18 protein-coding genes are annotated in these 17,382 nt (G+C 64.5%); 6 read left to right on the top strand and 12 right to left on the bottom strand.

Annotation, left to right across the window (positions count from 1 at the left end):
- Positions 1-6: 6 nt before the first annotated feature.
- Genes QQS38_RS14815 through QQS38_RS14790 form a run of 6 tightly spaced genes read right to left on the bottom strand, consistent with a single transcriptional unit; the run spans position 7 to position 5,828 of the window.
- On the bottom strand, positions 7-1,125 hold the full coding sequence (locus tag QQS38_RS14815; RefSeq protein ID WP_479646120.1) for an NAD(P)/FAD-dependent oxidoreductase: 1,119 nt from the start codon (positions 1,123-1,125) through the stop codon (positions 7-9).
- Positions 1,118-2,638, bottom strand: a complete 1,521-nt coding sequence (locus QQS38_RS14810) for an FAD/NAD(P)-dependent oxidoreductase (protein ID WP_479646119.1) — start codon at positions 2,636-2,638, stop codon at positions 1,118-1,120. The genes QQS38_RS14815 and QQS38_RS14810 overlap by 8 nt, the downstream gene beginning before the upstream one ends.
- Complete coding sequence (locus QQS38_RS14805; protein ID WP_479646118.1) at positions 2,635-2,961, bottom strand: (2Fe-2S)-binding protein; 327 nt, start codon at positions 2,959-2,961, stop codon at positions 2,635-2,637. The genes QQS38_RS14810 and QQS38_RS14805 overlap by 4 nt, the downstream gene beginning before the upstream one ends.
- Before the next feature lie 52 nt (positions 2,962-3,013).
- Positions 3,014-3,808, bottom strand: coding sequence for an ABC transporter permease (locus QQS38_RS14800; protein ID WP_479646117.1), 795 nt, complete (start codon positions 3,806-3,808; stop codon positions 3,014-3,016).
- 15 nt (positions 3,809-3,823) lie between these two features.
- A complete protein-coding gene (locus QQS38_RS14795; RefSeq protein WP_479646116.1) occupies positions 3,824-4,747 on the bottom strand; it encodes an ABC transporter permease in 924 nt (307 codons plus the stop codon).
- Entirely contained in the window at positions 4,740-5,828 is a 1,089-nt protein-coding gene (locus tag QQS38_RS14790; protein WP_479646115.1) for an ABC transporter ATP-binding protein, read from the bottom strand. The genes QQS38_RS14795 and QQS38_RS14790 overlap by 8 nt, the downstream gene beginning before the upstream one ends.
- A 335-nt stretch (positions 5,829-6,163) precedes the next feature.
- On the opposite strand from QQS38_RS14790, the gene QQS38_RS14785 reads away from it, so the two are divergent.
- The 3 genes from QQS38_RS14785 to QQS38_RS14775 all read left to right on the top strand — a co-directional run bounded on the left by QQS38_RS14785 (position 6,164) and on the right by QQS38_RS14775 (position 8,103).
- On the top strand, positions 6,164-7,024 hold the full coding sequence (locus QQS38_RS14785; protein ID WP_479646204.1) for an IclR family transcriptional regulator: 861 nt from the start codon (positions 6,164-6,166) through the stop codon (positions 7,022-7,024).
- Between the two features lie 75 nt (positions 7,025-7,099).
- On the top strand, positions 7,100-7,798 hold the full coding sequence (gene rpiA, locus QQS38_RS14780; protein ID WP_479646114.1) for a ribose-5-phosphate isomerase RpiA: 699 nt from the start codon (positions 7,100-7,102) through the stop codon (positions 7,796-7,798).
- Between the two features lie 68 nt (positions 7,799-7,866).
- Entirely contained in the window at positions 7,867-8,103 is a 237-nt protein-coding gene (locus QQS38_RS14775; RefSeq protein ID WP_479646113.1) for a hypothetical protein, read from the top strand.
- A gap of 71 nt (positions 8,104-8,174) precedes the next feature.
- On the opposite strand, the gene QQS38_RS14770 is transcribed toward QQS38_RS14775, so the two are convergent.
- Positions 8,175-8,909: a Crp/Fnr family transcriptional regulator gene (locus QQS38_RS14770; RefSeq protein WP_479646112.1), complete on the bottom strand. Its 735-nt coding sequence runs from the start codon at positions 8,907-8,909 to the stop codon at positions 8,175-8,177.
- Between the two features lie 1,129 nt (positions 8,910-10,038).
- On the opposite strand from QQS38_RS14770, the gene QQS38_RS14765 reads away from it, so the two are divergent.
- The 3 genes from QQS38_RS14765 (at position 10,039) to lepB (ending at position 12,798) form a co-directional block, all read left to right on the top strand.
- On the top strand, positions 10,039-10,755 hold the full coding sequence (locus tag QQS38_RS14765; RefSeq protein ID WP_479646111.1) for a FadR/GntR family transcriptional regulator: 717 nt from the start codon (positions 10,039-10,041) through the stop codon (positions 10,753-10,755).
- Positions 10,756-10,997: 242 nt separating this feature from the next.
- The gene (locus tag QQS38_RS14760; protein ID WP_479646110.1) at positions 10,998-11,975 is read left to right on the top strand and encodes a Gfo/Idh/MocA family protein; all 978 of its coding nucleotides are present in this window, start codon (positions 10,998-11,000) and stop codon (positions 11,973-11,975) included.
- A gap of 127 nt (positions 11,976-12,102) precedes the next feature.
- Positions 12,103-12,798 (top strand): signal peptidase I, encoded by a 696-nt coding sequence (gene lepB, locus QQS38_RS14755; RefSeq protein ID WP_479646109.1) that lies wholly within the window; start codon positions 12,103-12,105, stop codon positions 12,796-12,798.
- Positions 12,799-12,848: 50 nt separating this feature from the next.
- Here the strand turns inward: lepB and QQS38_RS14750 are convergent, their stop codons facing one another.
- The 5 genes from QQS38_RS14750 to aat all read right to left on the bottom strand — a co-directional run bounded on the left by QQS38_RS14750 (position 12,849) and on the right by aat (position 17,367).
- Positions 12,849-13,508 carry an amino acid ABC transporter permease gene (locus QQS38_RS14750; protein ID WP_479646108.1) on the bottom strand — a complete coding sequence of 220 codons (660 nt, stop codon included), beginning with the start codon at positions 13,506-13,508 and terminating at the stop codon, positions 12,849-12,851.
- Positions 13,509-13,698: 190 nt separating this feature from the next.
- The gene (locus QQS38_RS14745) at positions 13,699-14,499 is read right to left on the bottom strand and encodes a transporter substrate-binding domain-containing protein (RefSeq protein WP_479646107.1); all 801 of its coding nucleotides are present in this window, start codon (positions 14,497-14,499) and stop codon (positions 13,699-13,701) included.
- Between the two features lie 97 nt (positions 14,500-14,596).
- Positions 14,597-15,634: a quinone-dependent dihydroorotate dehydrogenase gene (locus tag QQS38_RS14740; RefSeq protein ID WP_479646106.1), complete on the bottom strand. Its 1,038-nt coding sequence runs from the start codon at positions 15,632-15,634 to the stop codon at positions 14,597-14,599.
- A gap of 142 nt (positions 15,635-15,776) precedes the next feature.
- On the bottom strand, positions 15,777-16,562 hold the full coding sequence (locus tag QQS38_RS14735) for an arginyltransferase (RefSeq protein ID WP_479646105.1): 786 nt from the start codon (positions 16,560-16,562) through the stop codon (positions 15,777-15,779).
- A gap of 67 nt (positions 16,563-16,629) precedes the next feature.
- The gene (aat, locus tag QQS38_RS14730; RefSeq protein ID WP_479646104.1) at positions 16,630-17,367 is read right to left on the bottom strand and encodes a leucyl/phenylalanyl-tRNA--protein transferase; all 738 of its coding nucleotides are present in this window, start codon (positions 17,365-17,367) and stop codon (positions 16,630-16,632) included.
- Between the last annotated feature and the right edge of the window lie 15 nt (positions 17,368-17,382).

Below are 17,382 nucleotides of genomic sequence, written 5' to 3'. Positions count from 1 at the left end.
GAAGCGTTACGCGGGAACGGACGAGAAGCGATTGACGTCGAACGCGTCGAGCGGCGTCTCGGTGGCGCCGTCGATCACGAGATCGGCGAGCACCTCGCCGACGCCCGGGGCGAGTAGGAACCCGCCGCCGGAAAAACCGAATGCATGGAGCAAGCGCGGTACGAGGCGGCTCGCGCCGATGATCGGATTGTGGTCGGGCGTGCAGCCTTCCACGCCGCTCCACGTCCGAATCAGCAGCGTGTCGCGCAGGGCGGGCAATAGCGCGCACGCGTCGCGCATCACCGCGCGTGTCGTGTCGGACGACGGTTGCGCAAGATCGCCGTCGCCATGACCGCGTCCGCCGCCGATCACGCAATTGCCGCGCGCCACTTGTCGCGCATAGATGCCGCCGCCGAATACGCCGAGGTTGTGCTCGAGAAAATACGGCAATGGCTCGGTCACCCACATGTTCGGATAGATGGGCTTCATCGGCACGGAGTCGCCGAAGCGCTCGGCCAGCGTGCCGGCCCAGGCCCCCGCGGCGTTGATGAGCCAGTCGGCCTCGTATGTCTGCTCGCCGGCGCGCAGCAAAAACCGATTGCCGTCGTGCTCGGCATGGTCGAGCCCCGTCAGTTCGCGCACATCGGCGCCGGCCTCGCGCGCCGCCCGCGCAAACGCGGGTGAAACGAGGCGCGGGTTCGCATGCCCATCGCTCGCACAAAGAGAACCGCCGATCGCCGCGGCGCCCAGCCACGGGTAGCGCCGGCGAAATGCCGTGCCCGACATGAGTTGCAGTGCGAGTCCATGCTCCGCTGCGATCCGTGCATAGGCTTCGAGGCGCTCGAGATCGGCTTCGCTGCGAGCCAATCGCAAATGGCCCGACACGACGAATTCGCCATCGATCCCGATCCGTTCGCCGAGCCGGTCCCAGATGCGCCGAGCACGCAATGCGAGCGGCAATTGCTCCGCTGGGCGGCCTTGACAGCGCACGCCGCCGTAATTGACGCCGCTTGCCTGCGCACCGCAGTAGCGGCGCTCGATCAACAGCACGCGCATGCCGCGGCGCGCGAGCGCCAGCGCGGCCGACGAACCGACCAACCCGCCGCCGACGACGGCCACGTCGTATTGTCGCGCTGGCTTATTCATCGCGTGCATCCTCCGGCACCGGCGCAACTTGCTCGTCGCACAGCGCCGCCGCAAGCGGAATCGGCTTGATCGGCGCCTGCGCGCGCAAGCGGCCGAGCGCCTGCTCGGGCAAGCCGGACTCCGCCGCCAACAGCGCGGTGGCAGCCTCACCGCACATGCGGCCTTGACATCGCCCCATGCCTACCCGCGTCAGCGCTTTGAGACGGTTGATCTCGGTGGCCGCGCCCGATCGGATGCAACGGCGCACCGTGCCGGCGTCGATTTCTTCACAGCGGCAGACGGTCATGGCATCGGGCCATGTGCGCGCGCGTTCGAACGGAGCGGGAAACGCGGTTTCGATGCCCGTGCGAAACGTTGCGATGCGCCGCAATGCGCGACGCGTCGAAGTGGCCGCGGCGACCCGCCCGCCGGCCTGTTTCAGCGACGATTCGGCATCGAGATCATCGAGCAGGGCGAGCGCGGCGAGGCGGCCGGCGCTCTCCGCTGCATCGGCCCCGGCGATCCCCGCGCCGTCGCCCGCCACGTAGACGCCGCGCAGCGAGGTGCGTCCCGCCGCGTCGCGCTCGGGCAGCCAGCAATGGTTCAGCGCATCGTAGCGAAAGCGGCAGCCGGCGACATCGGCAAGCTGCGTTTCGGGCCGCAAGCCGAAACCGATGCCGACCGCATCGCATTGCAACGTGCGCACCGACGTGCCGGCGCTTCCCGCGTCGCCCGTCGCACGCCATGCGATGGCCGTCACATGCGTTTCGCCGCGAATCTGCTCGAGCGATACACCTCGCTCGATCGGCACGCCGTGCGCACGGAGCCAGCCGACGTAATAGAGCCCCTTCGCCAGCACGGCGGGCTGCGCGGCGAGCTTGGGCAGCGCCGCCGCCTGCTTGCCGATGCCGTTGGTATCGAGGATGGCCAGCACCTGTGCGCCGGCTTTCGCGTATTGATAGGCGACGAGGTAGAGCAAGGGCCCGGTCCCGGCGAACACGATGCGCCGCCCGATCGCACAGGCTTGCGCCTTCAACGCGGTTTGCGCCGCGCCCAGGGTGAAGACGCCGGGCAAGGTCCACCCCGGCACCGGCAGCACACGGTCGGTCGCGCCGCTCGCGATGACGAGATGCGAGAACGGAAGGGTTTGCTCGCGCGTGCCGCGCAACGTTGCGAGATGGCCGATGATGCCCGCGTTTTCGCTCGCGCCGGCGCCAAGGGATCGCTGCATATCGGCACGTTCGCCGTTCATCTCGCAGGCCCATGCCAACGTGTTGGGACGGTAGTCCAGGTGCGGCAGCAAGCGCGCCATTGAGGCGTGGAGCGCGGTGGCCTTGCGCGCCTCGAAGCCGTAAAGGGCACGGGCGGGCCGCTGAAACAGCGCGCCCTCGGGCGGTTGCCGATAGATTTGGCCGCCCCAGCGTGCGTTTTCGTCGATCACGACCGGGCGCTGGCCTGCTTCGACGAGCGTCTGCGCGGCCCGAACCCCGGCCGGTCCCGCGCCGACGATCACGATGTTGGCGGGTCGCGTCATGGCGCGCGTTCCTCGCCGGCGCCGTGCGCATCGACGGCCGTGGTGCGCAGGCGCATACCGCTTTCGATCGGCGTCGAACAGGCGCGCAGTCGCCGGCCGTCTTCAGTGCGGATCCAGCAATCCTGGCAAGCGCCGATGAGACACAACCCCGCGCGCGGCTCGCCGCTGAAGTCGGAGATGCGCAGCGCATGGCGCTTGGTCAGGATCGCCGTGAGCACCGTATCGCCCACGAGCGCGCTCGTGGGCACGCCGTCGAGCGTGAAGAAAACGGGTGTGCGTTGCACTTCGGCCAGACGGACCAGTTGCCCTGCCTCATGAGACATATTTAGTTATCCTAAGTACAGATGGGCGGCGCGAAGCGTGGGACCCGCTTCGTCAGTGCTGCCCGATCAGGATGCGATTCAAGCCGTATGCGCGGTCGAGCAGCAACATGGCGGCGGCTGTCACGAAGATAACGAGCGTCGAAACCGACGCCATCATCGGGTCGATCGATTCGGTCGCGTACATGTACATGCGAACGGGCAGCGTCACCGTCTGCGGCGACGTAACGAAGATCGACATCGTCAGTTCGTCGAAGCTGTTGATGAATGCGAGCAGCCATCCGCCCGTGATGCCCGGCACGATCATCGGCAGCGTGATGCGTCGAAACGTCGTCCATCCGCTCGCGCCGAGCGACTGCGCCGCATGCTCCACGCTGCGATCGAGGCCGGTGGCGGCGGCGAGCACGAGCCGCAGCACGAACGGCGTGACGATGACCGTATGCGCGAGCGAAAGCCAGGCGAAGGAGCCCGTCGCGCCGATCAACGCGAAAAAGCGCAGCAGCGCGATGCCGAGCACGAGCCCGGGAATGACGAGCGGCGAGAGCAGTAGTGCGTTCAGGAAGTCCCGGCCCGGAAAGCGTGCGCGCGCGATCGCCAGCCCCGCGGGTAAGGCGAGGGCGAGCGAGAGTGTGGCCGCAACGAAGGCGAGTTTGATGCTCGTGAAGAAAGCGGTGATGAAATCCGGATAGTTCATGATCGCGCGAAACCAGCGCAACGAAATACCGTGCGTGGGCAAGGTCAGCGTTTCATCGGGCGTGAACGCGACCAGCACGACGATGACGAGCGGAGCCAGCACGAACGCGATGACGAGCGCGTGAAAGGCGAGGGCGAAAGGGCCGTTGCGTCGCATGTCGATTTCCTTGGTTCAACCCATGCTGCGCCCATAACGGCGTTCGAGCAGGCGGTAATAGGTAAGCATGATGACGAGGTTGGCGGCGAGCAGCAGCAAGGCGATGCACGCCCCGAGCGGCCAGTTGAGCGAGCCGAGGAACTGGTCGTACACGGCCGTTGCGGCTACCTTCAAACGCCGTCCGCCCAGCAAGCCGGGAATCGCGAATGCGCTCGCCGACAATCCGAACACCATGAGGCTGCCGGACAACACGCCCGGCATGACTTGCGGCAGCACGATGCGGCGCAGCGTGGTGGCCGGCGACGCCATCAGTGAAAGCGCCGCTTGCTCCGTCTGCGGGTCGAGCTTTTGCAGCGCGGTCCAGACCGGAATCACCATGAACGGCAGCATCACGTGAACGAGTGCGATGACGATCGCGAACGTCGTGTATTCGAGCTTGTAGGGGCCGAGGCCAATCAGGCCGAACGCTTGATTGACGATGCCCGCGGTGCCGAGCAGCATGCTCCAGCCGAACGCGCGCACGACCACCGAGACGAGCAGCGGCGCGAGAATCACGAGCAAGAAGGCGGAGCGCCATGGGTCGCGCATCTTCGAGAGCACATAGGCTTCCGGTGCGCCGATGGCGATGCACAGGAGCGTCGTGATCGCAGCGATGCCGAACGTGCGCAAGAAGATCGTTTGGTAGTAAGGCGAAGTCAAGACATCGACGTAGTTGCCGAATTGAAAGGCCGCGATCGGCCCGCTTGCCGGGTCGAATCGATAGAACGTCAGGACGAGCGTCATCGCGAGCGGCACGAGCACGAGCGCCGCGAACAGCGCAAAGGCGGGAGCGGCAAGCAGCCACATCGGTACATACGCGCGCCACGGCGCCCGGATGCGAGCGAGCGCCGGCGACGCTTCGGCCGTACCGGCGGCGGCTTCGAGCGTCGCATTAGCCATGGCGTGCGTCCCTCGCGACGAAGCGCACGGCTTCGCTCTTCCAATCGATGCCGACGGTATCGCCTTCGGCGAGCGGCTCGTCGCCCTCGTTCTGACAGCACACGAGAATTTCTCCCAGGCGGCAATCGACGCGGTACAACCACTGGCTGCCGAGGAAGAAGCGGCTCGAGATCGTGGCGGGCAAACGGCCGCCGCCGGATGCGTCGAGGCGGACCTTCTCGGGGCGGATGCATACGGTGACGGCGTCGCCGATCGCCGGCCTGTCGTGCCGCTGCGAATGCGGGCCATGGCCGATATCGATGCGCTCGGCGCCCAGATCGATTTGCGTGCGCGCGTCGTCGGCCGCAACGACGGTGCCGGAAAACAGATTGGCTTTGCCGATGAACTCGGAGACGAAACGATTTTCCGGGCGCTCGTAAGCGTGATACGGCGTATCGACTTGCGTGATGCGGCCTGCTTCCATGACGACGACGCGGTCGCTGATCGAGAGCGCTTCCGATTGATCGTGCGTGACCATGATCGTCGTCGTGCCGATGCGACGTTGAATCGCGCGCAGCTCGAATTGCATTTCCTCGCGCAGCTTGGCGTCGAGATTGGACATCGGCTCGTCGAGCAAGAGCACGGGTGGCGCGATGACGATCGCTCGCGCAAGCGCGACGCGCTGACGCTGCCCGCCCGAAAGCTCGCGTGGAAAGCGCTGCGCCAGCGCTTCGAGCTGCACGAGCGCAAGCACCTCGCGCACGCGCTCGTCGCTTTCCTTTTTGTTCACGCGCCGCATTTCCAAGCCGAAGCTGACGTTTTGCGCGACCGTCATGTGGGGAAACAACGCATAACTTTGGAAGACGATGCCCAGGCCGCGCTGGTTCGGTTTCATATCGGTGATGTCACGGCCGTCGAGCACGATCCGCCCGCTCGTCGTCTGCACGAAACCAGCGATCATCTGCAGCGTGGTGGTTTTGCCACAGCCCGAGGGGCCCAGCAATGAGACGAATTCGCCTTTTTCGACCGATAGATTCAGATCGGTGACCGCGTGCATGGTGCCGAACGACTTCGAAACGTCGGCGAGCGTGAGGAACGACATGGTCCGGCTCCTGGGAAGCGATGGCCCGGCGATCGGTGGTGCAGCGTCGGGTCTCTAAGGCTGAACGGATTCTGTGCAGCCATATAAAGCGCGTCAATTTGGAATTCCGTCAAACGGGAAGAAAAGTGAAAACATTTCATTGAACGAAATACATCGGCAAAAACGTTCAAAGCTATTCCATACGGTGTTGCGAGGGTTTGCCCTGGGCATGAGCGGTCGCCGAGGCAAAGACGCAAAAAACTGCGATACTGCCGGCTACGAACGGGTTCGGGAAAACCTTCCGGTGAATGAAACTAGAGGATCGGCACATGGGCGTTAGGGCAGCGCGAAGCGATATGGGCGGGACCGACGACGATCAGGGCGGCGCCGATGCACCCAGCGTCGGCATGCTGCCGCGCGCATTCGCGCTCGTCCGAGCGCTGGCGGCGCTGCAGGCCAGCGGTGCGCGCGTGACCCAACTCGCGAAAGCCGTCGGCCTCACGCAAGGCACGACGCATCGAATCTTGCGGGCGCTGATGGCGGAGGGGATGGTCGAGCAGGACGAGCGCTCGAAGCTCTACCGGCTCGGCGTCGATTTCTTCGCGTTGGCGGCACAGGCCGGCAACCCCGGGGGGCTGCGCAATCTGTGCAGGCCCGCGTTGCTGCGACTGTGCGCGAGCCTAGGGGAGACGATCTTCCTGCTGGCCAAGAGCGGTTTCGACGCGGTGTGCCTCGATCTTTGCGAGGGGCCGTTCCCGATCCGCTCGTTCACGAACGATGTGGGCGGGCGCATCGCGCTCGGCGTCGGGCAGGGCAGCCTCGCGATCCTCGCTTTCGTGCCGGAGGCCGAACGCGAGGAGATCATCCGCTTCAACGTGCCGCGCATTCGCGGCTACGGCATGCTCGACGAAGTGTATCTGCGCACGGAAATCGAACGGGTGCGGCAACTCGGCTATGCCGCGCGTAATAGCGGCGTGCTCGAAGGCATGGCCGGCGTGGCGGTGCCGATTCTCGACCGCACCGGCACGGCCGTTGCGGCGTTGAGCGTCGGCACGCTCGCGTCGCGGCTCGGCGACGATCGGTTGCCGATGGTGGTGGAACTGCTTAGGCGCCAAGCCGAGGCGATCGGCCCGCTGACCAATCCGTTCGATGCCGCGCTCAAGCGGCGTCCCGCGCACGGTCTCGTTGCGCTGCCCGAAGGCGAGCGCGTTGCATGATTCGCGCGGGCCGCGGCAATGCAGACGCCGAAGTCCGGTAAACTCACGCCTTTCGCTCGCATTTTGCCGCGCTATATGACCCAAGACGAACTCAAACGATTGGTCGGCCAAGCCGCCGCCGACTATGTGAACGCCCATGTTGCCGCAGGCGCCGTGATTGGCGTCGGCACGGGCTCGACGGCAAACTGCTTCATCGATGCGATAGCGGCGCACAAGCATTGCTACCGCGGCGCCGTCTCGAGTTCGGTCGCCACCACCGCGCGGCTGCAGCAGCACGGCATTCGGGTGTTCGATCTCAATGAAATCGAGTCGCTACCCGTTTACGTCGACGGCGCCGATGAGATCGATCCGGCCGGCGCCATGATCAAGGGCGGCGGTGGAGCGCTCACGCGCGAGAAGATCGTCGCCTCGGTCGCCGATGTCTTTGTCTGCATCGCCGATGCCTCCAAGCGCGTGCCCGTGCTCGGCGGCTTTCCCCTGCCGGTGGAAGTCGTGCCGATGGCGCGCACGGCCATCGGGCGGCGGCTGGCGGCGCTCGGCGGCGTGCCTGTCCTGCGCGTGACGCAGGACGGCGCCCCTTACATCACCGACAACGGCAACGAAATCCTGGATGTGAAAAATCTGGCGATCGACAACCCGTGCGCGTTCGAAGCGACGGTGAACGGCTGGCCGGGCGTGGTCACCGTGGGCTTGTTCGCCAGCCGCGGCGCCGATCTCTGCTTGCTCGGCACCGAGCGCGGCGTCGAAACCATCGATTTCCGCGCGAACCGCTAAGGCCTACAGCCGGGACCAATTTTTGCCGTAATCATGCTCGACATGCAGTTTTGAGGATCGACGCGATTATGCAACGCGAACTTCGGCAGGCCCTCGATACGGCCTATTCGCGCCTGAGGGACGAGCAAGCGGAGCCTACGGCGTTCGCCGGCAACTATGCGCTGGGATTGGGCATCGTCGTAGGCGGGCAAGCCTGCGGTGGCATGACGGAGCAAGAAGCGGCAGACGAGCGTGCCCATCTGGGCATGCTCGCCGCGTTGTTCGAAGTCCGAGCGCGAATAAGAAGCGAACTGAACGCCCGCTGAAGTCGATCGGGCGGAAAATGCTTAGTTGTCCGAAGCATTCGGCGCTCGCCCGCGCCGAATGAGCGCCGCGTTCAACTGATCGAATGGGTCTGGCGTAGGCTCGGCAACAGGCGGTCGAACTCGCGCTTCACGAGCCCGTAGCACTCGCAGGCGCGCGATTCGAGACCCTTGCGATCGAGCACCTTGATATGGCCGCGGCTGTGGTGGATCAACCCTTGATCGTGCAGCCTGCCCGCGGCTTCCGTGATGCCTTCGCGGCGCACCCCGAGCATGTCGGCGATCAGTTGTTGCGTGACGGCCAGATCGTCCGTCGCTGCGCGATCGATTTCGATCAAGAGCCACCGGCACAACTGCTTGCTGAGCGAATGATGGCGGTTGCATGCAGCCGTTTGCGCGACTTGCGTCAGCAGCGCTTGCATATAGAGCAACATCAAGCGGCGCAGCAAGTCCGAGCGCGCGATCTCTTGCTTGAGCTGCTGCGCGCTCATCCGATAGGCGAAGCCCGAGCATTGCACTTGCACGCGGCTTGGCATCGTCTCGCCGCCCGTCAGCACTTGAACGCCCGTCATGCCTTCGCGCCCGACTGCGGCGAGCTCGACCGAGCCGCCGTCTTCCATCATCGAGAGCACGGAGATGATGGCGGTTGTCGGGAAGTAGACGTGGTGGATTTTGTGGCCGCAATCGCAGAGCAATTGTTCGGTGCGCAGATGGACCAACTCGAGGTGCGGGGTCAGCGCTTGCCATTCGTGCGGCGGCAATGCACCGAGCAAGTGATTGCCGTGGAGGTCGGATTGTAGCGTCAACATGATCGGTCCTCGTTTGGTTGCCGCGTCGTGCGATGCTCGCGCGACCTGTTGCGGCTTTTCGTTGCTGGGCCGGTTATCTCTTGCATCGACATGAGGTACGGATACCCGATGCTTCACTCGTCGTGGTCTCGATGCAGCGTCCCGGCGTCGTCTTGGTCCTTCTCCCTGGCCGTGGCAGCTTCTGTGCGGAAGCGCTCGGTTGCGCCCAACACTGCGAGGATCATGCCAAGCGCTGTTGCGTGGGGCCTTGACGCCGCCCGTTCCGTGTTGCAGCGCACTTGCTTTGCGCCACCTCATCTTTTTGTTTCAAATCTGCAAAATCTAATGTGCCCTCGCACTCCTTTCGAATCACTTTCAAATGTTCGCTTTAACTCATTGATCGAGTTGGCGTTTGGGCGGGAGGAGGCACTCTGACCGCACGTGCGTGCTCACGCTGAACGACGCGTCGCTAGCTTGCGGCGTTGCGGGAAATCGATTCAATTGTGTTGCACGCTGGGTTGTGCGCGCTCGCGCTGTCTTGTCCGGGGCGCCCCGCTGTCGCCCAACGGCGGCGGGTTCGCGGCACAGAGCGTTTAAAACGGAACGCTTGCCTGGGCCGCGAGAGGCCGATGACATCGCGGCGATACCGGCCTCTCGGCTTTCCGGTCGCGAGCACAAAGCAAGCTTGTCGAAAATGACTCATTGTTGAGACATCGCCGCGCGCGCGTACCGCTGAGTAGTTACCCCAACGTCGCGTGAACACTTCAGCCTCGGTGCGATGCCGAACAGTCATACCGTTGCGCGCGACGTACCGTGCATCCATGGCGATTCGTCGTACGTTGTTTCGGACACCGAAACGATTCGCTCATGGTCGAAGCAATACGAAGTGCGGTGCTGTACGGGTCGTAAGCGGCGTTCGTATGAAATTGCGTAGGCGTCCAAAGCAATTGCCGGCGGTCGGCAAGCGCTGGGCGGGCGGCCATACGTGCGCGAAGCTCGCATCCGTTTCATCAGAGGGATAACCCTGTTCAGGCGTTTCCCAATGGCGCGCCGCGGCGGAACCAAGCACCGTATCGTTTGCCGGCTGCGGTTGGCGGGCGGTGCGCAATGAAACAGGCAAAGGAGCGTCGGACGGCGCATCGGGGGAGTTATGGAGCAGGGCAAAGACCGTTCGCTGGTGAGCAAGGTGATGGATGGGCTCGTTAGCGGCATCGTCGAAGAGAAGTACGGCGCGATTCTGCCGCCGCAAGACGTGCTGTCCAAGGAGTTCGACGTCAGCCGCACGGTCATGCGCGAAGCGCTTTCCATGCTGCTTGCCCGCGACATGCTCGATGTCAGGCCGAAGGTGGGCACCCGCATCAGGCCGATGCGCGACTGGCGCATGATCGACGAGGACGTCGTCAACTGGCGCTTTCGAGCCAAGGCCGATCCGCAGTTCATGCGCGACGTGATCGAGTTCCGGATGCTGATCGAGCCGCGCGCGGCTGCGCAGGCGGCAGCGCGCGCCAGCGTGTCGGAAGTGGCAGCGATTCGCGAGGCCTTCGAGGTGTTTAAAACGCTGGCGCCGGGCGATGCAGGCTATCAAGCGGCCGACGAAATGTTGCATACGCGCATCGTTCACGCAAGCGGCAACCAATTCTTCCAGCAGATGGCCGCGATCATTCGCGGCGCATTGGCGGCCACTCACCCAATGCTCAGTCAAAAGCCGGGCGCCTGGGAGATCTCGGTGCGCACGCACGAGCGGCTCGTCGAAGCCATCGAGCGCCGCGATCCCAAGGAGGCGGAAGCTGCAGCGCTAGCGGTCATCGACTTCGCCGCCGACGAGATCAGCCGGGAGTTTTCGGTGGAAATGCCCAACCGCCGGTAACGAGGCGTTCATCGGATGAAAGAGCCGGCGGCATGATCGCGCCGGTATTTGCATTCGATGGAAGGAATGCGCCGATGATTTCGCCGCCCACACATTTTCATCCATTGCCTCCGCACTTCGAGCATGTAGTGCGAACCGAACGCATTTCTCCGCGCGGCGTCTTATGATCGCGGGAGATCGATCGCACCTAACGTCGGCCGCGATCGATTTCTCTCTCCGTCACGTCGACAAGGAATGCGGCCATGAATGAGCTGGGAACCATCGGCTGGGGCATCGTGGGCGCGGGGCATATCGCGCGCCGCTTTGCCCAAGGCTTGATGCACGTGCGCGATGCACGGATCGTGCGGACGTGGTCGCGGCGTCCCGAGAGCGTCGATGCGTTCGTGCAGCGCTTTGGCGGCGCCGCGTGCGCTACCTTCGAGCAAGTGCTGGCCAGCGATGTCGATGCGATCTACATCGCCACCCTCAACGATACTCACGCTCAGTTCGCTCGTGCGGCGCTCGCGGCGGGCAAGCACGTTCTCTGCGAAAAGCCGGCGACGTTGAACGTGCGCGAGCTCGACGCGGTGCTCGCGACGGCGCGCGCCGCCGGGCGGCTCTTCATGGAGGCGATGAAGCCTCCTTTCTTCCCGCTCTATCGCAAGCTGCGCGAACATCTCGCGAGCGACCCGATCGGTCCGGTGGGCCTCGTGCGTGCCGGTTGTTCGGTTGCCAACGTGCCGGCCGATCATCCGTCGTTCTCGTTGGCGCAAGGCGGCGGCGCGTTGCTCGATATCGGCATCTACGAAATGTTCCTCGCCGTCGACTGGCTCGGCGCGCCGCTGGAGGTCCAAACCTTCGGGCGCCTCGGCGCTTCGGGCGTCGATACGTTCGCGAGCGTGCATAGCCGTCACGAGGCGGGCATCGCACAGCTTTTTTGCGGGCTGGACTTGGATGGCAAAGGCGACGCATTGCTGGCGGGACCGCTCGGACACGTCACGATTCACGAGAAATGGTGGAATCCCGTGCGTGCGATCGTCAGTTATAGCGATGGCCGCGTGGTCGAATTGCACGAGCCGTTCGAAGGCGGCGGGCTGAACTACGAGACCGAGCACTTTTGCCAATTGATACGCGAGGGCACGCTCGAAAGCCCGATCATGACGCACGCGAAGTCGCGCCAAATGATCTCGATGACCGATGCGGCGCGCGCCTCGCTTGGGCTGAAGTTCCCGGGCGAGTAGCGGCCGCAGTGTTACGATGCGGCGTTGCGCCGAAGGCAGCGCGCCCGAGTGCGGCGGCGTCGGGTGTCACCGCGGCACGGCTGCCCGCGGCGACAGGTGCAAGATCGTCCAATGAGGAGCGGCTCGTATGTCCAAGCATCTCGCCAGCCTATGGCGCTCGAACAAGAACCTGGTGGCGTTTTTGTTTTTGATGGTGCTGTTTCGCAGCGCCATCGCCGATTGGAATGTCGTTCCGACCGGTTCGATGTTGCCGACGATCCGCATCGGCGATCGCATCTTCGTCGACAAGATGGCGTATGACCTGCGCGTGCCGCTCACGCACATCGCCATCGCGCATCTGGGCGACCCGCAGCGCGGCGACATCGTCACGATCGATTCTGCCGCCGCGCACGAACTGCTCGTCAAGCGCGTGGTCGGCGTGCCCGGCGATACCGTCGCCTTGCGCGAGAACGTGTTGTATGTCAACGGCGTGCGGGCCGACTATCGACCTCTCGCAAGCGCGCCGATGCCCGATGCCGCTTCCGGCGACGTGCGTTATTTGACGGAGCGTTTCGACGGCGTTTCGCACATCGTGCGGTTATCGGAGACGGCGCCGAGCCCGGTCAGCTCGTTCGGGCCCGTGACCGTGCCGGCGGGCCAATATCTCATGCTCGGGGATAACCGCGACGACAGCGCCGATTCTCGCTACTTCGGCTTCGTGCCGCGCAAAGAGGTGATGGGTCGCGCGCGCCACGTAGCGTTTTCTCTCGATCCGACGCGGCTTTACTTGCCGCGCCTGGGCCGCTTCGGCGCGGCGCTCGACCAGCCGCTCGCCGCGAACTGATTGGCGGGCTGCGACGGCGCCGCGGCTCGACCGCGCCGTGGCCCCGTTGGTCAGTGCCGGGTCGGCAAGGCGAGGCGCCGCTCGTAACCGCGCTGCACCCATTCGAGCACCTGGCACAGCACCCAATAGACGGCAGCCGCGGCCAGATACAGCGGTAGCGGCTGATAGGTCGATGCGATGATTTCCTGTGCGCTGCGCAACAGCTCGGTGACGGTGATCACCGATACGAGCGACGTATCCTTGATGAGGCTGATCAGGCTGTTCGACAGGCTCGGCACGGCGATGCGCAACGCTTGCGGGCCGATCACATAGCGCAGCGTTTGGCGACGCGAGAGCCCCAGGCTATATGCCGCGAGCCATTGGCCTCGATGGATGCCGTTGATGGCGCCACGCATGCTTTCCGACAGATACGCCGCCACGTTCGCCGACAGCGCGATCACGCCGGCAGGCGTCGGATCCAGGGAAATCCCGACGCTAGGCAGCCCGTAGTACACCACGAAGATCTGTACTAGCAGCGGGGTGCCGCGCATCAAGCTCACGTAGGCGCGCGCCGTCCAATTGAGCGGCTTGCTGTGGCTGATGCCCATCAGTGCAAGGATGACGGCGGCGATGAGCCCGAAGATCATCGACAGCACGGCGAACTTGACCGTCAAGACGGCGCCCTGCGCGAGCACGGGCATCGATTGGACGAGCAGGGTGGTGGTGGACATGATTTTTTGTTAGTAAGGACCGCTAACGAGTCGACCGGCACGCTGGGCGTGCGCGAGCGCACATGATATACGGGACGAAAACAGCGTGTTGGATCGCTGCACGCGTTCTCGCCGCGCCAAAGCAAAGGGCGGCATCTGTGCGATGCCGCCCTCGTGCGAGCGCTCGTACGGCGTGTGCCTGATATGGGTGTTACTTGCTAGCAGGCTTGGTGACGTCGATGCCGAACCACTTGTCCGAGATCTTCGCGAACGTGCCGTCCGCTTCGAGTTGCGTCATGGCTTCGTCGATGGCTTTCGCGAACTTCGGATTGCCCTTCTTGAACGGGATCGCCGAGGGGTTGCCCGTGCCGACCATCGAGCCGGCGCGAAGCGGCAACTGCGAATTCTTCATCAGGTAGGCCAGCATGAGCTTGTCGTTCAACGCGGCGTCGAGGCGTCCGGCGGCGAGATCGCGCAGATACTCGGGCGCACCGGGATAGGTCTTGACGTCGATGCCGGCCACCGATTTCGCCATATCCATGTAGTTCGTGCCGAGACCCACGCCAAGCTTCTTGCCCTTCAAATCTTCGAGCGACTTGAACTGCCGGTCATCGTCCTTGCGCTGAATCAACTCGGCGCCCGAATAGGTGTAAGCCGGCGAAAAGTCGAGCACTTGCTTGCGCGCATCGGTCACGCCCACCTGATTGACGATCACGTCGAACTTGCCCGCTTGCAAACCGGCGATGATGCCGCTCCATTCCGTCGTGATGAACTCCGGCTTCACGCCGAGCTTGGCCGCGACTGCCTTGGCGATATCGACATCGAAGCCGACCAGTTCGCCCGTCTTCGCATCCTTCGAGTTGAACGGCGGGAACGTCCCCTCCAGGCCGATGCGCAGCGTGCCGCGCGCTTTGACTTGATCGAGCAGGTCTTCGGCGTGCGCCGTGGCCACGAAGCAGGTCAAGCCGATCAGGCCGGCCGTGAGGATCTTTTTCAGCGATGCGAACTTCATGGTTTTGGTTCTCCTTTGAAAGCTCCCCGATGGGCTTTCACGCGTGCAGCAATGATAGCGAAACACCAATCGCCCTAAAAATACCGTTTGTTCATGTCTATATGCGCGCCGCATGCGCGATGGTGTCGATGCATTCGCCGACGAGCGCCGGGCCGCGATAGATGAAACCCGTATAGACCTGCACGAGCGAAGCGCCGGCCGCGAGCTTGGCGAGCGCATCTTTGCCCGAGAACACGCCGCCCACGCCGATGATCGCGACTGCCTCGCCCACTTGCGCGCGCAATTTGGCGATCACAGCGTTGGACGCGTCGAAGACGGGCTTGCCCGATAACCCGCCCGTCTCATCCGCATGAGCCATGCCCGCGACAGCCGCGCGCGAGAGCGTCGTATTGGTCGCGATCACGCCTTCTATGCCGTGGCGCAGCAGCGTGTCGGCGATCGCTTTGATTTGCTCGTCGTCGAGATCCGGCGCTATCTTCAGCGCGAGCGGCACGAGCTTGCCGTGCAGATCGGCCAAGCGCTGCTGCTTCTCCTTCAATGCACCGATCAGCGCATCGAGTTCGTCGGCGCCTTGCAACTGCCGTAAGTTCTTCGTATTGGGCGACGAGATGTTGATCGTCACGTAGCTTGCGAAGGGGTAGACCCGTTCAAGACAGTAGAGATAGTCGTCGGCCGCGCGTTCGATCGGCGTATCGGCGTTCTTGCCGATGTTCAGGCCGAGCGGGCCGCGATAGCGCGCCGCTTGGACGTTCTTGACGAACTGATCGACGCCGCCGTTGTTGAAGCCCATTCGATTGATCAGCGCGCCGGCCTCGGGCAGCCGAAAGATGCGCGGACGCGGATTGCCCGGCTGCGCGCGCGGCGTGACCGTGCCCACTTCGATGAAGCCGAAGCCGAGCGCCGCGAGACCGTCGATGCAGGCGCCATCCTTGTCGAGCCCTGCGGCGAGACCGATCGGATTGCGAAAGGCGATGCCCATGACCGTGCGCGGCAGCTCCGGCACGTGTGGCGCAAGCAAGCGGGCGAGGCCGGTGCGGCCGGCGGCGCCGAGCACGCCGAGCGTGAGATGGTGGGCGTCTTCCGCATCCATGCGAAAGAGGCCGGCGCGCACGAGCGGATAGAGGGAACTGAGCACGGATGGGGTCGGTGGGAAAATGAGAACCCGCTATTTTAGCGGGTTCGGCGAGTCCGGTCGCCGTGAGCACCGCCGGCCGGTGCGCGCGGCGCAATCGACGCGCGGGCCGGACCAACCTCACGGGATCGGTGTCGAGCGTGCATCAAGTTCCGGCAACGCCCGCGGCGGGAGATGGAGCCGGCAGTGGCGCCCAATCTCCGTCCACGAGCCCTTCGAGCGGCCGGAAGTTCGCCTTGTAGGTCATCTTCGCGCTCTCTCGAATCCAATATCCGAGGTAGACATGCGGAAGCCCCAAGCTCTTCGCTTGCTCGATTTGCCACAGGATGTTGTACGTGCCGTAGCTCGCACGGCCCGCTTCGGGTTCGAAGAACGTATAGACCGACGACAGGCCGTCGCCCAGGATGTCGATCATGCTGACCATGCGCAGCACGCCGGCGTCGTGCGCCGCGTCGAGCGGCTCGCGAAATTCGACGAGCCGCGAATTGATTCGGCTGTGGAGCAGGAATTGCTCGTATTGGTCGCGGCTGTCGCGATCCATGCCGCCACCGGCATGCCGCGCCGCTTGGTAACGCATATAGAGCACGTAGTGCTCTTCCTCGTAATGCAAGGGCGCGACTGTCGCGACGAGCGTTGCGTGCCGCTTCCAGACGCGCCGCTGCGTGCGGTTCGGCTTGAACGCCGCGACGGGCACGCGCACGGGCACGCACGCGCGGCAGCCCTCGCAGTACGGCCGGTAAGTGAATACGCCGGAGCGCCGAAAGCCGGCTTTGACCAGTTCGGTATAGACGTCGGAATTGATGAGATGGCTCGGCGTCGCGACCTGCGAGCGAGCGATGCGGCCTTCCAAATAGCTGCAGGGGTAGGGCGCGGTCGCGTAGAACTGCAGTGCGGAAAGCGGTGAAAGCGGCAGCTCATTCGGGTGAGTCATTGGCGGCTCTCAAAGCATTGTTTCTTGCATGCCGCATCGATCGTGGGCGAGCGGTGCGAGCGTCCTTCTACGCCGCATGCGGCAAGACTTCGACGAGCGCCGTTTTGTCGAAGCGCCACGGAATCGGGGCTGCGCTCACAGCCCTGCGCACGTGTGCGACGAACGTCTTGCGCGCGATTTCGCGCCCGCCAAGGGAAGCCAAATGCGGCGTATTCTGCTGGCAGTCTATCATTTCTATTTCGTGACGGCGCAGGTGCCCGACGAGCGCGGCCAGTGCTATTTTCGATGCGTCGCTCACGTGCGCGAACATCGATTCGCCGAAGAACATTGCGCCCAGCGACACCCCATACAGGCCGCCCACGCGCTCGCCATCGAGCCACGTTTCGACGCTGTGGGCATGGCCCGCGCGGTGCAAGGATGCGTAGGCATCGACGATCTCCGCCGTGATCCAGGTGCCGCGTTGGCCGCGGCGGGGCGCCTGCGCGCAACTGCGCATGACGGCCGAGAAATCGGCGTCGACGCGAACTTCCCAGCGCGGATCGCTCAGCACGCGCTTGAGCGTTTTGCGAAACGAGGGCGATACCTTGAACTCGCGCGGCAGCAATACCATGCGCGGGTCGGGGCTCCACCAAAGCACGGGCTGGCCGTCCGAGTACCACGGGAAGATGCCTTGCCGGTATGCATCGACCACTCGCCAGGGCAGCAAGTCGGAGCTTGCGGCGAGCAAGCCGGGCGCGCCGCTTTCGTGGCCGAGCGCACGCTCGACGGGCGGGAAGGGGTCGTCGGGGCCGAGCCAGGGGACCATGCGAGGGGCTTGGGC

It is taken from the genome of Trinickia sp. Z7, assembly GCF_056498045.1.
Note: the sequence above shows the minus strand (reverse complement) of the source record. Positions and strands in the feature narration are given on the sequence as shown.